Below are 13,836 nucleotides of genomic sequence, written 5' to 3'. Positions count from 1 at the left end.
CCTCACCAGTTCCGCTGCTTGTGCAAGCCCGCGCAGGAAGGTCAGGGGCGGGCATCCATTGACCTCCCGGCACCGGAAGTCCAGGACCCACCTGATCAAAGCCTGCGCTGCCGTCCTGGCGCTCACAGCCGTCACACTGGCAATCCACCTGCAGCTTGGGGGGTCGGCTTGACAGCGGGACCGGCGGCATTGCCGTTGTTACGGAAGGACGCGAAGATGTTCAGTTCTCCGACATCCGGCCTTCCCTCCATGGCCTCCTCATCGGCCTAGATTTGCGGACACCGCATCTACCGACTTGATGGAGACAGTCATGCCCACGCGCAATCATTCCCGGTTTCTGGGGGCCGCAGCAGCCCTCGCCCTTCTTACTTCGGCTGCAGTTCCGTCCCAGGCTGCAACCCCTGCCGACTTGCCGGCCGACCCGCAGTCCGGTGCCTTCACTTTTGCCGTGATCGGTGATGTTCCCTATGGTGCGGCGCAGTTCGACCGCTTCCCCGGGATGGTCACCGAGCTGAACCGCCAGGACGAGCTGGGCTTCGTCACCCACGTCGGCGATATCAAGGCCGGATCGGCGCAGTGCACGGACGAATACTTCGCCGCCATCAAGACGCAGTTTGACCGCTTCGAAGCACCACTGGTCTACACCCCCGGCGACAACGAGTGGGTGGACTGCCACCGCGTCAACAACGGCAGCTACGATCCCCTCGAACGGCTGGCTGCGCTCCGGGAGCTGTTTTTCGCCCAGCCAGGCAAGACCCTTGGCGGCACAATGCCCGTGAAGTCCGCCGCCGACCAGGGCCTTCCCGAGAACGTCACCTTCGCTGAGCAGCGGATCGCTTTCTCCGTGGTGAACGTCCAGGGATCGAACAACTCCCTTGCGCCGTGGTCGGGCCTGGGCCAGACGGAACCCAACCAAGCACAGCTTGCAGAGGTGCAGACCAGGACGGCAGCCGACGTCGCCCAGTTGCAACGCACCTTCGCTGACGCCGCCAGGACCAACGCGAGGGCCGTCGTTGTCATGACCCAAGCCGACATGTTCGACCCCTACATGCTCGCCAACGGCGTCGAAGACAACCCGGAACTCGTGAGCGGCTTCCGTCCGATCGTCGAAGCCATCGCGGAAGGATCCCGCACCTTCGGCCGTCCGGTGTATCTGTTCAACGGCGACAGCCATGTCTTCAATGACGACGCACCGCTGGCTGAAGGGTCTCCCTGGTTGAACGTCTACAACGAGAGCGAAGTGGAAAACCTCCACCGCGTGACGGTGGAAGGTGCCGCAACAAGCAATGAGTGGCTGCGCGTTGACGTAGCGCCCAACGCTTCCGCCGGCAGCGATGTGCTGAGCTGGGAACGGGTGCCCTATAGCGGTTCCTGAGCTCTGCTCCTAAACGCAGCATGGCCGGCCCCTGCCGGGTCCGGCCATGCGAAGCGGTCCTTAGTTGAGGCCGAGTTCGTCCTTGCCGAAGGCGTAGAGGTACGGAACGCCGGTTTCGGCTTCGATCTTTTCCTTGGCACCGGTGTTGCGGTCCACGATCACGGCCACGGCCACCACGTTGCCGCCGGCGTTGCGGACTCCTTCGACGGCGGTCAGCGCCGAGCCGCCGGTGGTGGAGGTGTCTTCGAGGACCACCACGTTTCGGCCTTCCACCGAGGGACCTTCCACCTGGCGGCCCATGCCGTAGGACTTCTGCGCCTTGCGGACCACGAAAGCGTCCACGGCGCGGCCGGCGTCGGCTGCTGCGTGCATCACGGCGGTACCGACGGGATCGGCACCCATGGTGAGGCCGCCGGCGCACTCAAGCTGGATGCCGGCGTCGTCGATCATTTCCAGCATGACCTGGCCCACCAGCTTGGAGGCCTCGTGATGCAGGGTGATGCGGCGCAGGTCGATGTAGTAGTCGGCTTCCTTGCCGCTGGACAGGATCACCTTGCCGCGGACCACGGCCAGTTCCTTGATGAGTTCAAGCAGGCGGGCACGGGCAGCGGAGGCGTCAGCAACGGGAGTCATGGTTCCTAGTTTAGACTGGCGCGCCTTCCTCCCCGGCTTGGTGTCGCGGCCCTGACATGCTTAGAAGGTGCCATCACTCCCGGCGGAAGCCACCTGGACCGCGCTCAGCTGGAAACTGCTGCCGGCTGCGCTCCTGTCGCTGTCCGCCGTGCCGCTGTTCGCGCTCCAGGAAGGCATCCCCGGGTACGGCCTGCTCGCCGCCGGGGTCATCATTGCCGCGTTCATCGACCGGCTTCTGATGCGGCACCTCGCACTGATCGCGGCCGGGATGGTCATCATCAGCCTGGTGCCGCTAAATGCCGATCTCAGCCTGGGCCACATGGCCCTGATGGGCGGAGCGCTGGCGCTGGCCGTCCTGGTGCCATGGCTGGTGTCCAGGTTCGCCTACCGCGAGGACATCATCCGATTCCCCGTGAAGACCGGGCGGCGGTGGCCGCTCGCGGCGAAGCTGTACCTGCTGGGAGTTGTGGCACTGGGTTACCTCATCCTGCCCGCCTATTTGATCAACACAGGCGTCTACCGGAACTGGCCGGACGCCTCCGATCCGACGATTTTCTGGCGGCTCTTCGTCGGCGTGAACGGAGTGGGCATCTGGGACGAGTTGTTCTTCATCTGCACCACCTTCACCCTGCTGCGCCGGCATTTTCCGGATTGGCTGGCCAACCTCCTGCAGGCCGTGATCTTCTCGTCGTTCCTGTGGGAGATCGGCTACCAGTCGTGGGGTCCGCTGCTGACTTTCCCGTTTGCCCTCCTGCAGGGCTACACGTTCAAGCTCACCAAGTCACTCAGCTACGTGGTGTCCGTGCACCTGCTCTTCGACCTGGTGCTGTTCCTCGCACTGGTGCACTCCCACAACCGCGACTGGCTGCCGGTGTTCCTGTACTGAGTCTTCCTGTATTAGCTCACGGCCTCCACGCGGCTTCCGGAAAGCTCCGCTGCCGCTTCATCCACGAGATCCTCCACGGCCAGGGCGATGTCCAGGACGATTCCGGCTTCGTCAGCCTGCAACGGTTCCAGCGTGGCCAGTTGGGACTCGAGCAGGGAGACCGGCATGAAGTGTCCGGGGCGGCCGTTCATCCGGTCGTTGAGGAGCTGGCGGGTGCCATGCAGATGCACCAACACCACCGTGCCATCCGCGCCGCGGATGATGTCGCGGTAGGCGCGCTTGAGCGCGCTGCAGGCGATCACCAGAGACGCGTCCGACGCCGCGAACCGCCTGCCGATCTCGGCAAGCCAGGGTGCCCGGTCGTCGTCGTTCAGCGGAGTCCCCGAGGCCATCTTGTCGATGTTGGACTGCGGGTGGAGGGCGTCGCCGTCGAGGAATCCGGCGCCGAGGCGTTCGGCGAGGGCAGCGCCGACGGTGCTCTTGCCGCAGCCGGCCACGCCCATCACCACGATGTGGTGGTGTTTACCAGTCATGGCCGCTTTACCAGTCATGAACAGTGCCGTCCACGAGGCGGTTGTACGGCAGGTAGGCCTGCTGGTACGGGAAGGCGGCTGCTGCTTCCTCGTTGAACTCGACGCCGATGCCGGGGTTGTCGCCCGGGTGCAGGTAGCCGTCCTTGAAGGTCATGGACTGCTGGAAGACCTCGTTGGTCTTGTCCGAGTGCTGCATGTATTCCTGGATGCCGTAGTTGTGGATGGCCAGGCCGACGTGCAGCTGCGCGGCGAAGCCCACCGGGGAAATGTCGGTGGGGCCGTGGAAGCCGGACTTGACCTGGTACTGGGCGGCGAAGTCCATGACCTTCTTCAGCGGCGAGATGCCACCGAAGTGGGTGGACGCGGCGCGGACGTAGTCGATCAGCTGCTCCTTGATGAGCGTCTGGTAGTCGAACACGGTGTTGAAGATTTCGCCGATCGCCAGCGGGGTGGTGGTGTGCTGGCGGACCAGGCGCAGGGCTTCCTGGTTTTCGGCCGGGGTGCAGTCCTCCAGCCAGAACAGGTCATAGGGTTCCAGGGCCTTGCCGAGCTTGGCTGCCTGGATGGGGGTCATGCGGTGGTGTCCGTCGTGCAGCAGCGGGATTTCCGGGCCGAACTCGTTGCGGACGGCTTCGAAGACGGTGGGCAGGTGGCGCAGGTAGGCGCGGGTGTCCCAGTCCTCCTCCACCGGGAACGCGCCGCGGCCGGCGGGCTCGTAGTCGTAGCGTTCGCCGGAGGACTGGGCCTGCGCGGCCACCCCGTAGACGGCCTTGATGCCCGGGATCGCGGTCTGGATGCGGATGGACTTGTAGCCCAGCTCCAGGTGTTCGCGCACCGAGTCGAACAGGGAGGGGATGTCCGAGCCCGAGGCGTGACCGTAGGCGCGCAGCCCGTTGCGGGACGCCCCGCCCAGGAGCTGGTACACCGGCATGCCGGCCAGCTTGCCCTTGATGTCCCACAGCGCCATGTCGACGGCGGCGATCGCCGCCATGGTGACCGGGCCGCGGCGCCAGTACGAGGAGCGGTACAGGAACTGCCAGGTGTCCTCGATCCGGTGCGGGTCCTTGCCGATCATCAGCTGGGCGACGTGTTCCTTGAGATAGGCGGCGACGGCGAGTTCCCGCCCATTGAGCGTGGCGTCACCGATGCCGGTCACACCGTCTTCGGTGGTGATGCGGAGCGTGACGAAGTTGCGGGACGGGCTGGTCACGAAGACGTCAGCGGCAATGATTTTCATGGTCGGTGGTCCTTTCGGATGGTCTAAGTCAGTGGGCTACGATGGCGGCGAAGCGGTCCTGGAGGCCATGGATCCTGGCCACGAGGGAGCGGTCGGCCGCCAGCTCGGGGCTGAGCAGGGCCAGCAATGCCCCGGTGCGGCGCTCAGGCGTGAGTTCCAGTGCTTCGCGGATATCGGCAGCCAACGGGTCCCGGATTTCCGGGGTGGACGACACGTACGCGATCCAGGCGGCGACCATAGTCGCCGCGCCGTCCCCGGATCGCCCGGCCGCCCGTTCAGCGGCAAGGACGGGCAGGGCGCGCATCCTCAGCTTGGCGGTGCCGTCCATGGCGATCTGGGCCAAGTGGTGCGCGATCCTCGAGTTGCCGAAGCGTTCCAGGAGGGCCTCGCGGTATTCGGGTATCCCCAGGTCCGCGCCTTCAAGGTGCCGGGCCGCCTCGTCCCAGAACTCCTCCACAGCCTGCAGGCACACGGCGTCAGCCAACGCCTCAGCGACCGTCCCGTGGCCCCGCACCTGGCCGGCATACGCCAGGATCGAGTGGGCCCCGTTGAGCAGCCAGAGCTTGCGGTTCTCATATGGCTCGATCTCGTCCACGAACACGGCGCCGGCGTCCTCCCACCTCGGCCGGCCCGCGGGAAAGTCGCCGCTGAGGATCCAGTTGCCGAACGGTTCCGCGACCACGGGCGATGAGTCCCGGTAGCCGCAGGCCTCGGACACGGCAGCCACGTCAGCCGGTGTCGTCCGCGGCGTGATCCGGTCCACCGAGGTGCTGACGAAGCTGACATTCGCCTCGATCCACGCAGCCAACTCCGCATCGAATCCGCGGGCCAGGGACAGGACGCCTTCGCGCGCTACGGCCCCGTTGTCGGAGAGGTTGTCGCAGCTGACCACGGCGAGCGGTCCGGCGTCGGCGTCCCTGCGGGCGGCGAGGCCGGCCACGAGGCGGCCCATCGGCGTCGTGGGTTCTCCCCCGGCGGCCAGCAGCGGAAGGTCGGCGGCGCCCAGCCCGTAGGCCGCCTCGGTGACGGTGAGGGTGATGACCGCCGTCGCGGGTGCGGCCACAAGCTCCGCGAACCGTCCGACGTCGGCGCCGTCCACCGCTTCCACGATGCTGCCGATGACCTCGAAGGAGTCACCGGCGTCGGAACGTTCCACCAGTGTGAACAATCCGTCCTGGGCAGCGAGTGCCTCGGCGGCGTCGGGGCGCCGCCCCGTGAACGCGGCGATACCCCACGCGGCCGAGTCGCCGGCGTGCTGGGTGTACCACGCCTGGTGGGAGCGGTGGAAGGCGCCCAGACCGAGGTGCACAATGCGGATGGGGGCCTTGGGAGCGGCTACGGTGCTCCGATCAAGCCTTGGCAGGGCCGGATTGCTGTTCACAGTTTGAACACCCTCCTGGGTGAGGAATCCACGACGTCGACAATCAGCTCGTGCGCGCGGTCCTCGCTGATGCGGTGCTCGGCGACGAGCCGCGCAAGGAACGCCGCTTCCACCCGGCGGGATGCGTCATGCCGGGCAGGGATTGAGCAGAAGGCCCTGGTGTCATCAATGAATCCGGACGAGCGCGAGAAACCTGCCGTCTCGGTGACGGCGGCCCGGAAACGGAGCATGGCATCGGGTGCGTCCAGGAACCACCATGGAGCGCCGACAAACACGGACGGGTAGAAACCGGCCAGTGGTGCCAGTTCGCGTGAGAAGACGGTCTCGTCCAAAGTGAACAGCACAAGGTGGAAGTCCTTGGCCGTTCCGAAGTCCTGGAGCAGGGGCCGGATGCCCTCGGTGTAGTTCACGGCAACGGGGATGTCATGGCCCGTGTCCGCGCCGTACGCCTCAAACGTGGGCCCGTGGTGGTTGCGGTAGGACCCCGGGTGGATGGTCATGACGAGGCCGTCTTCGACCGACATCCTGGCCATCTGGTACATCATGTGCGCCTCGAAGGCGTCCCGGTCCGCGGCCGACGCCGTGCCTGCACGGGCTTTTTCGAACAGGGACGCCGCCTGGGCCGCGTCCAGCTTGAGGGTGGCCGGCGTGCGGACGCCATGGTCGGCGGAGACTGCGCCGTGCTCGATAAAGTACCGGCGCCGGTTCTCCAGGGCCCTGATGTAGCCGCGGTAACCATCGGCTCCGTCACCCGCCGCGGCGATGAGCCGTTCGACGTTGCCGGACCACGAAGGGTGCGCAACATTAAGGTAGGCATCAGGACGGAACGTCGGCAGCACCCTGCCGTGGAAGGAGGGGTCTTCGGCGAGCGCCCTGTGGCTGGCGAGTTCGTCCAGGGGGTCATCCGTCGTCGCGAGGACTTCGATGTTGAAATCCTTGAACAGTTCGCGGGGGCGGAAGGCGGGCTCGGCGAGCCGGGCAAGGATCGCATCGAAGCTGGCATCAGCCGTCTCCTCGCTGGGTTCGTCCCGCAGCCCGAAGACGGACTCAAACTGTGTCCGCAGCCAGTACCCGGAGGCCGTTCCCTCAAACAGCGGCCACGAGCGGCAGAAGGTCCGCCAGATCTCGCGCGGGGCGGCGTTCTGCGGCCGGAGCCGGTCCAGGCCGACACCGGATGCGTGGATCAGGCGGGTGACGTAGTGGTCCGGCGTCACCAGGAGGGCCGCCGGATCCGGGAAGGGCGTGTTGTGCTCGATCACCGACGCGTCCACGTGCCCGTGCGGGGAGATGATCGGCAGGTCCTGCACGCGGGCCAACAGGGCGCGGGCGATGTTCCGGGTCCCGGGATCGGCCGGGAGGAGCCGGTCCGGGTGGGCTGCAAGTGAGTGGGACATCGGGTCAGCCTTTCGCGAGGGCGTCGGCGGGAAGGGCACCGTCCACCGTCAGTCCGGCCAGTTCCGCCGCACGCCGGAGGAACGCGAGGTTTCCGGCGGTGCGTTCGGCAAGGGGAACGTCTGTGGAGAAGTCCTCCACGGTCACCCATTGGTCGTAGCCCACGTCCGCGAGTGCCTTGAAGTATTCAAGGACGTTCCCCTGGCCCTCAGTGAGCGGTGCCCACTCGTTCGCCCACAGGGCAGCGCCTGCTTCGTCCCGTTCGCCCGTGCGGACCCAGCGGGCATTCTTCACATGCACGTGCGCCAGGTAGGGTCCAAGCAGCTGGAGTGCCGGCAGCGGCGACTCCCAGCCCTCGATCAGCAGGTTGCCCAGATCGTGGATGACGCCCACGTGCCGGGGATCCAGTCCTTCGAGGAGCCGGCGGGCCGCGGAAGCGGACGCCGTGACCGTGCCGTGGTGAAGTTCCACGAGGGCTTTGACGCCGTGGTCCGCGGCCCGGCCGGCCACCCACTCAAAGTGCGCCCGGGTCGCAGCGAAAAGCTCCGGGTAACCCAGGCCGCTGGGTTCCTGGCCTCCCATCGTGGAGTTGCCCAGGGGCAGGACGTTGACCCTGGCCTGGCGGGCACCCAAGGCGGCCGTGGCGGCGAGAACCCGTTCGACGCCGTCGTGGTCGTCGCAGCGCGCGTAGCCGCCCAAGCCGGAGTACTCCAGCCCGGCTTCGGAGGTGATCCTCGCGATCTCCGGGAGGGAGTCCTCAAGGCCGGTCATGGGCCAGCTAGCCCTGTTGCCTGCCCAGAATCCCGCCTCCGCTGACTCGGCCTGGTCTGTGACCCGCCATTCGATGCCGTGCCAGCCTTGGGCCGCCAGCCGGGAAGCTGCTTCCCGGGGCGTCCATTCGGGGGTGGAAGCGGTGAAGACCGAGAATTTCATGCCGGGACCTCCTCAAGGTGGCCGGTGCCGGTTTGCACCCGGACGTCGTTGAACTTTCCTGCCAGGACGTCGGCGATCAGGACGGGACGGCCAAGCGTCGCGGAGACGTAGAGCGCGCGGACAGTCGCCAGGGCCGTGACCGCGTCCTGCACGGTGACTCCTGCCGGGCGGCCGCTCCGGATGGCCTCCACGACGTCGCGGTACTGGCGGATGTGCCCCTCGATGGAGACCGTTGGATCGAGGTTGGCGGACAGGGCCGGTTCGGCGAAGTTGGCCAGTTCGGCCTCGGCCTGGTTGCCCCCTCCCCGGATGCCCATGGGTCCGCTTTCGGCATCGTTCCCGTCGCTTGCGTGGAAGTACTCAAGGTTGTCGTTGTCGATCACGGCGGAACCCTTGCTGCCCATGAGCTGCAGCCGGACAGTCAGCCCGGGGTAGGCGGCCGTCGTCGCGTGCAGCACGGCAAGTGCACCGGATTCAAAGGTCACGGTGGCAACGGCCGTGTCCTCCACCTCCAGGTCCGTGTGGGCCAGGAGTGCCGTCTTGGCGCTGATTTCGACCGGGCGGCCCAGGAACCAGAGGAGAAGGTCAACGGTGTGGACGCCTTGGTTCATGACGGCCCCGCCCCCGTCCATGGCCCACGTCCCGCGCCACGCGCCGGAGTCGTAATAGCCCTGGCTGCGGTACCAACCCACCGAGGCGATGGCCGAGGTGAGGCGCCCGAAGCGGCCTGCCCTGCGGGCCCGGTCGACGATGACGGAGGCGGGGTCGAAGCGGTGCTGGCTGATCACGCTCGCCACCAGCCCCTTCGCTTCGGCCGCACTGGCGGCTGCGATGATGTCATCCGCCCTGTCCAGGTTCACATCCAGGGGCTTTTCGATGACCACGTGTTTCCCGGCGTCCAGGGCTTCCAAGGCCTGCTGGATGTGCAGCCCGCTTGGCGTGGCGATGATGACAAGATCGACGTCGGCACCGGCAAAAGCCTCCTGCAGGCTTCCGAAGGTGGCGGGCCTGGCCGCGCCGGTGCCTTCGATACGCCCGGCCATTGCCGCGGCCGCGGCCGGGATGTCGTCCACCAGGGCAGTGACGCACAAGCCCGGCAATTCGCCGACGGCGGCGGCATGGGTTTGTCCGATGACGCCGCATCCGGCGATGGCGACGTTGATGGCCTGGTTCGTTTCGGTGCTCATTTGGTCTCAACTCCAGCTTCGTTCACGACTTTTGCAAAGGCCCGGGCTGCCATGCCGAAGGCGGTTGGCCCGGAGAAGCCGCCCAGTCCGTGGGCGCCTGCCAGATGGGGTTCAAGGCTGGCGAACCCAACGAAGCCGTCGGACTTCAAGGCCTCCACGGTGCGGAGCAGGTCTCCGTCACCTTCACCGGACGGCACCACGACGCCGTCGGCGAACCGTGCGTCCTTGACCTGCAGGTACTCGAGGTGGGGACGGAGCTTGGCGTAGCCTTCGTCAAACGGCTTCACTCCGACCTGGACGAAGTTTGCCGGGTCCCATGCCACCTTCAGGGCGGGCGAGGCGACGGACTCGATGATGTCGAGCACCCGGTCCGGCGTATCCCCGAAGATGTCCTTCTCGTTCTCGTGCAGCAGCACCACGCCGTGTTCTTCGGCTGCTGCCGCGAGCGCCCGCATGCGGGCAATGACGTCGTCGCGGATGCTCTCCACCTCCACATCCCCGCCGTAGTAGAAGGAGAAGATCCTGATGTAGTGCGCACCGAGGACTTTCGCGGCGTTCGCCGCACGGTGCAGGCGTTCCACCTCGTGTTCCACCGGCAGCGTCACGTCCACTTTGCCGATGGGGGAAGCAATGGCCGAGACTCCCATGCCCGCTGCGTCAAGGAGCGCCTTGAGCTCTCCGAGCTGCGCAGCATCCAGGTCCACGATGTTGGTTCCCCATGCGCTGCGGACTTCAATGTGGTTCGCGCCCAGGGCCTGGAGAACGGCGATCTGCAGGACTGGATCATCGCTGATCTCGTCGCCGAATCCTGAGAGCGTCCACTCCACTTTTGCTGAACCGGTCATTGCTATTTGACTCCTCCGGCGGTCAGGCCGCCCACTAGGTAACGTTGGAAAATCAGGTAGAGAATCACCACCGGGGCCGCGCAGACCAACGATGCAGCCATCATCTGGCCGTACATCGGGATCGCTCCGCCTTCCTGCGACGCCCCGAATATCTGCAGGGCAACGGCTGCGGTCTGGCTGTCCGGCCGGGTCATGACCGAAGCGAAAAGCACGTCGTTCCAGCCCAGCAGGAAGGCAAAGATCCCGGAGACAACGATCCCGGGCCAGCTCAGGGGCAGGATGATGCGGGTCAGTACCCCGAGGTTGCTCGCGCCGTCGATCCGGGCTGCTTCCTCCAGTTCACGGGGCAGGCCGCGCAGGTACGTGACCATGACCCAGGTTGAGAAGGGCATCGCGAACGTCAGGTAGGTGATGAACAGGCCCCACTGGGTTCCGATGACCTGAACGCCCAGGTAACTTGCCGCCGAGGAGAAGAGGACGAAGACGGGCAGAACCATGAGCGTTCCGGGTACCGACTGGAGGGCCAGGAGCCCGCGAAGGATGGTGAGCCTGCCGAGGAACTGGTACCGGACCAGGACGTAGGCGGTGGACACGGACATGGCGGCCGAGACGACTGCCGTGGCACCTGCAACCAGGACGCTGTTGGCCAGGCCCTTGGCCAGGCCCACGCTTGACCAGATCTTGGTGTAGTTCTCGAGCGAGAACGACGACGGCCAGAATTCGCCCCCTGCCACGCCGATGTCCGTATTCACCGAGGCCAGGAAGATGTAGAAGATCGGAATCAGCACCACCGCGCACAGCACCGCCAGGATGATGGCCAGTAGCGGGCCGGGCAGGAGGCGGGTCACTTCCTGCTGCATCGCCGAACCGGGCCTGGACCCGGCAACGGCTGGCTCGCTTGCCGCCTTGCCGTGGACTGAAGTTGTTGTTGCGCTCACTTCTTGCCTCCAGGCGTCTCGGCGTCGTCGAGCCTGACGGCGCGCAGGTAGATGAACAACGGAATGGCGATCAGGACGAGCGATACGAAGGCCATGGCCGCGCTGAGTCCGAACCGGAAGCTTTGGAAGCTGGTCACGTACGTGAGGATCGGCAGGACCTCGACGTCGGCCGGAGCGGGCACGCCGAACAGCACGAACGGAAGCGTGAAGTTGTTGATGTGGTGCAGCATCCCAATCAGGAAGGCCAGCGAGAGCGGACCCTTGAGGTACGGGAAAATGACGTACCGCAGCTTGTTCCACCACAATGCCCCGTCCAGGGCGGATGCTTCGTGGACTTCGTGGTCCACCGACTGCAGGCCGGAAAGGGCCAACAGGTAGATGAACGGCCAGGAAGCCCAGATCTGGACCAGGATCAGGGTCCAATATGTCTGCGGTCCGTTGAGCCAGAGCCCGGAATCGATGCCGACTGTTCCCAGGGCCGAGTCGACGACGCCATCGGGCTGGAACATGGTCCGCCAGATCGTGGCCACCACGAACGACGGCAGCACATACGGGATCAGGAAGACCGAACGCACCAGTGCCCTGCCCTTGAAGGGATTCTGGGTGGCGACAGCTGCCGCGATTCCGAGTGGAACGGTGACCACCGTGGCAATCAGGGAGTAGCTGACACTGAGCCAAACGGAGTGCAGCAGCGGTGAGCTGGTCAACGCCTCAACGAAGTTTTCGACGCCGATGAACGGAGCGCTGATCCACTTGCGAAGTGTGTACTGGTCAAGGTTGAGGGCGGACATGTAGGTGCCCAGGACCAGCGGCACAACAATGATGACCAGCATCAACATGCCGCCGGGGATCAACATCCACAGCGGACGGTTCCGCTCGCTGATGTTCCTGCGACGGCCGGACTTCCGGGGCTTCGAGGGCTTTCCGGAAGGCGCCGCGCCGCGGGCGGCGGCTGTTCCAGCGTTCGCCGGGACTCCGCCGTCGTCTGCTGCGCTGCCGGACCGGGTCAGCTGCCTATCAGGAGCCGGAATGGTCGCGGCCCTCGTGTCCCTGAAGGAATCGGTTGACATGGTGGTTACCGCCTAGGACTTGGAAGCCCGGTCGAGCGAGGCCTGCCCCTTGGACTGTGCTTCCTTGAGCCGGCTGTCCAGGGCCGCGCCATCCACGGAGCCCTTGGCGAGGTCGGGGATGGACTGGACGGTGACGTTTACGAGTCCGAGTTGGATGTCACCCCACGCCCCGGTGAAAGGCGTCGCCTTAGATTTCCCGGCTGCCTCGGCAATCGGCTGGAGCACCGGGTTCGTCAGGGCCGCCAACGCCTCGGCATTGGCCGGGAGCTCGCCGAAAATCTTCTGGTAGTTCAACTGCTCGTCCTTGGACGTGATGAGCTTGACGTAGGCGAAGGCCAGGTCCTTCTGCTGCGAGTAGTCGGCAACCACGAGGTTATCGCCGGAGAGGATGCTGGCGGCCTTGGCCCCATCACCCTTCGATGCCGACTCGCCGGGGGCAACCGTCGGCATCGTGGCGTAGGCGTACTTCCCGGCAACGGCGGACTTTTCCAGAGTCGGCACGGAGCTGGAGGTTGTCATCATCAAGTAGCCGGCTTTGCCTGATGCGAAGGCGGCAACGGCGTTGCTGTTGCTCCAACCGATGGCAGCGGGGTCCACCACTTTGTCCTTGGTCAACCATCCGAAGTAGGTTTCGTAGGCCTTCTTGACCGCGGGGTCGTCCATCTTGAGTTTGTCGCCGTCCACCAGCGGGTTTCCGGCCTGGACGGACATGGCCCAGATGAACTTCCACGGGTCATAGTTGTCCTTGTAGCCGGTGGCCAGCCCATAGGTTCCTTTGCTTGCGTTGGTCAGCTTCCTGGCCTGTACCGCAAGTTCGTCCCACGTTGTGGCGGGCTTCTGGATGCCTGCAGCGGCCAGCAGATCCTTGTTGTAAGCCATGACGAACGGACGGCTGACGAACGGGATGCCCGCCATGTGCTCCGAATCCGGGCCGGAGATCCCCAGCGCGGCCGGATTGAACCGCTCCTTGCCACCGACCTTCTTCCAGTCCTCATCGGAGAGAGTCACGAAAGCCTTGGTGGCGTAAGCGGTAGGGGTGAATGTCGTGCCGAGGCTGTAAACGTCGGGGCCTTGGCCGGAAACCACCGAGGTTTGGATCCGGGTCAGTTCGTCATTGGCCGAGGCGAATGTCTCAAACTCAATGTCCGCACCGGTCTGGGCCTTGAACTTCGCGGCAATGTCCTTGAACCATTCCTTCTGCTCCTCCGGGTAATGGTTGTTGACGCCGGTAAGAACGCTGAGTTTCTTCCCGGCGCCGTCCGGGCTTCCGCCGGAACTCCCGCTGCCCCCGGCGCAAGCCGTCAAGGCGAGCCCGGCCGCCACGGCAACGGCGGCAAACTTCGCTGATGGTGCAAACCTCATTGTTTCCTCCTTGGTTACCCAGTCCGCAGATTCGTGTTGTGCGTCACAGGGGCTTCGGCGTCGA

13 protein-coding genes are annotated in these 13,836 nt (G+C 65.7%); 2 read left to right on the top strand and 11 right to left on the bottom strand.

The genetic code is table 11. From position 1 onward, the window contains the following. The first annotated feature begins 310 nt into the window (after positions 1 to 310). Positions 311 to 1,375 (top strand): hypothetical protein, encoded by a 1,065-nt coding sequence (locus tag D3654_RS08380; RefSeq protein ID WP_120521043.1) that lies wholly within the window; start codon positions 311 to 313, stop codon positions 1,373 to 1,375. Positions 1,376 to 1,435: 60 nt separating this feature from the next. Here the strand turns inward: D3654_RS08380 and pyrE are convergent, their stop codons facing one another. Then, the gene (gene pyrE / locus D3654_RS08375) at positions 1,436 to 2,008 is read right to left on the bottom strand and encodes an orotate phosphoribosyltransferase (RefSeq protein ID WP_120521042.1); all 573 of its coding nucleotides are present in this window, start codon (positions 2,006 to 2,008) and stop codon (positions 1,436 to 1,438) included. Between the two features lie 67 nt (positions 2,009 to 2,075). Between pyrE and D3654_RS08370 the strand changes: the two genes are divergently transcribed. Further along, complete coding sequence (locus tag D3654_RS08370) at positions 2,076 to 2,894, top strand: CPBP family intramembrane glutamic endopeptidase (RefSeq protein WP_120521041.1); 819 nt, start codon at positions 2,076 to 2,078, stop codon at positions 2,892 to 2,894. A gap of 11 nt (positions 2,895 to 2,905) precedes the next feature. On the opposite strand, the gene D3654_RS08365 is transcribed toward D3654_RS08370, so the two are convergent. The 10 genes from D3654_RS08365 to D3654_RS08320 are packed head-to-tail and all read right to left on the bottom strand — an operon-like array spanning position 2,906 to position 13,772. Further along, the gene (locus D3654_RS08365) at positions 2,906 to 3,445 is read right to left on the bottom strand and encodes a gluconokinase (RefSeq protein ID WP_245413145.1); all 540 of its coding nucleotides are present in this window, start codon (positions 3,443 to 3,445) and stop codon (positions 2,906 to 2,908) included. Then, positions 3,435 to 4,664, bottom strand: coding sequence for a D-mannonate dehydratase ManD (gene manD / locus D3654_RS08360; RefSeq protein ID WP_120521039.1), 1,230 nt, complete (start codon positions 4,662 to 4,664; stop codon positions 3,435 to 3,437). The genes D3654_RS08365 and manD overlap by 11 nt, the downstream gene beginning before the upstream one ends. A gap of 28 nt (positions 4,665 to 4,692) precedes the next feature. Beyond that, a complete protein-coding gene (locus D3654_RS08355; protein ID WP_120521038.1) occupies positions 4,693 to 6,045 on the bottom strand; it encodes a mannitol dehydrogenase family protein in 1,353 nt (450 codons plus the stop codon). Beyond that, positions 6,042 to 7,439, bottom strand: a complete 1,398-nt coding sequence (uxaC, locus tag D3654_RS08350; RefSeq protein WP_120521037.1) for a glucuronate isomerase — start codon at positions 7,437 to 7,439, stop codon at positions 6,042 to 6,044. The genes D3654_RS08355 and uxaC overlap by 4 nt, the downstream gene beginning before the upstream one ends. Positions 7,440 to 7,443: 4 nt before the next feature. Further along, a complete protein-coding gene (locus tag D3654_RS08345; RefSeq protein WP_120521036.1) occupies positions 7,444 to 8,370 on the bottom strand; it encodes a sugar phosphate isomerase/epimerase family protein in 927 nt (308 codons plus the stop codon). Further along, positions 8,367 to 9,557, bottom strand: coding sequence for a Gfo/Idh/MocA family protein (locus D3654_RS08340; protein WP_120521035.1), 1,191 nt, complete (start codon positions 9,555 to 9,557; stop codon positions 8,367 to 8,369). The genes D3654_RS08345 and D3654_RS08340 overlap by 4 nt, the downstream gene beginning before the upstream one ends. Next, entirely contained in the window at positions 9,554 to 10,402 is an 849-nt protein-coding gene (locus tag D3654_RS08335; RefSeq protein WP_120521034.1) for a sugar phosphate isomerase/epimerase family protein, read from the bottom strand. The genes D3654_RS08340 and D3654_RS08335 overlap by 4 nt, the downstream gene beginning before the upstream one ends. 2 nt (positions 10,403 to 10,404) lie before the next feature. Next, on the bottom strand, positions 10,405 to 11,340 hold the full coding sequence (locus D3654_RS08330) for a carbohydrate ABC transporter permease (RefSeq protein WP_120521033.1): 936 nt from the start codon (positions 11,338 to 11,340) through the stop codon (positions 10,405 to 10,407). Continuing rightward, on the bottom strand, positions 11,337 to 12,410 hold the full coding sequence (locus D3654_RS08325) for a carbohydrate ABC transporter permease (protein ID WP_120521032.1): 1,074 nt from the start codon (positions 12,408 to 12,410) through the stop codon (positions 11,337 to 11,339). Before D3654_RS08325 ends, D3654_RS08330 begins: the two co-directional genes overlap by 4 nt. A 12-nt stretch (positions 12,411 to 12,422) precedes the next feature. Beyond that, the gene (locus tag D3654_RS08320; protein ID WP_120521031.1) at positions 12,423 to 13,772 is read right to left on the bottom strand and encodes an ABC transporter substrate-binding protein; all 1,350 of its coding nucleotides are present in this window, start codon (positions 13,770 to 13,772) and stop codon (positions 12,423 to 12,425) included. Positions 13,773 to 13,836: the final 64 nt, after the last annotated feature.

Origin of the sequence: Arthrobacter celericrescens (assembly GCF_003614925.1) — a bacterium.
Lineage (GTDB): Bacteria > Actinomycetota > Actinomycetes > Actinomycetales > Micrococcaceae > Arthrobacter > Arthrobacter celericrescens.
Note: the sequence above shows the minus strand (reverse complement) of the source record. Positions and strands in the feature narration are given on the sequence as shown.

What these genes read in the sequence shown, in the direction of transcription:
- D3654_RS08380 (WP_120521043.1), top strand. Translation starts at nt 311, where the DNA reads ATGCCCACGCGCAATCATTCCCGGTTTCTGGGGGCCGCAGCAGCCCTC.
- pyrE (WP_120521042.1), bottom strand. Translation starts at nt 2,008, where the DNA reads ATGACTCCCGTTGCTGACGCCTCCGCTGCCCGTGCCCGCCTGCTTGAA.
- D3654_RS08365 (WP_245413145.1), bottom strand. Translation starts at nt 3,445, where the DNA reads ATGACTGGTAAAGCGGCCATGACTGGTAAACACCACCACATCGTGGTG.
- manD (WP_120521039.1), bottom strand. Translation starts at nt 4,664, where the DNA reads ATGAAAATCATTGCCGCTGACGTCTTCGTGACCAGCCCGTCCCGCAAC.
- uxaC (WP_120521037.1), bottom strand. Translation starts at nt 7,439, where the DNA reads ATGTCCCACTCACTTGCAGCCCACCCGGACCGGCTCCTCCCGGCCGAT.
- D3654_RS08345 (WP_120521036.1), bottom strand. Translation starts at nt 8,370, where the DNA reads ATGAAATTCTCGGTCTTCACCGCTTCCACCCCCGAATGGACGCCCCGG.
- D3654_RS08340 (WP_120521035.1), bottom strand. Translation starts at nt 9,557, where the DNA reads ATGAGCACCGAAACGAACCAGGCCATCAACGTCGCCATCGCCGGATGC.
- D3654_RS08335 (WP_120521034.1), bottom strand. Translation starts at nt 10,402, where the DNA reads ATGACCGGTTCAGCAAAAGTGGAGTGGACGCTCTCAGGATTCGGCGAC.
- D3654_RS08325 (WP_120521032.1), bottom strand. Translation starts at nt 12,410, where the DNA reads ATGTCAACCGATTCCTTCAGGGACACGAGGGCCGCGACCATTCCGGCT.
- D3654_RS08320 (WP_120521031.1), bottom strand. Translation starts at nt 13,772, where the DNA reads ATGAGGTTTGCACCATCAGCGAAGTTTGCCGCCGTTGCCGTGGCGGCC.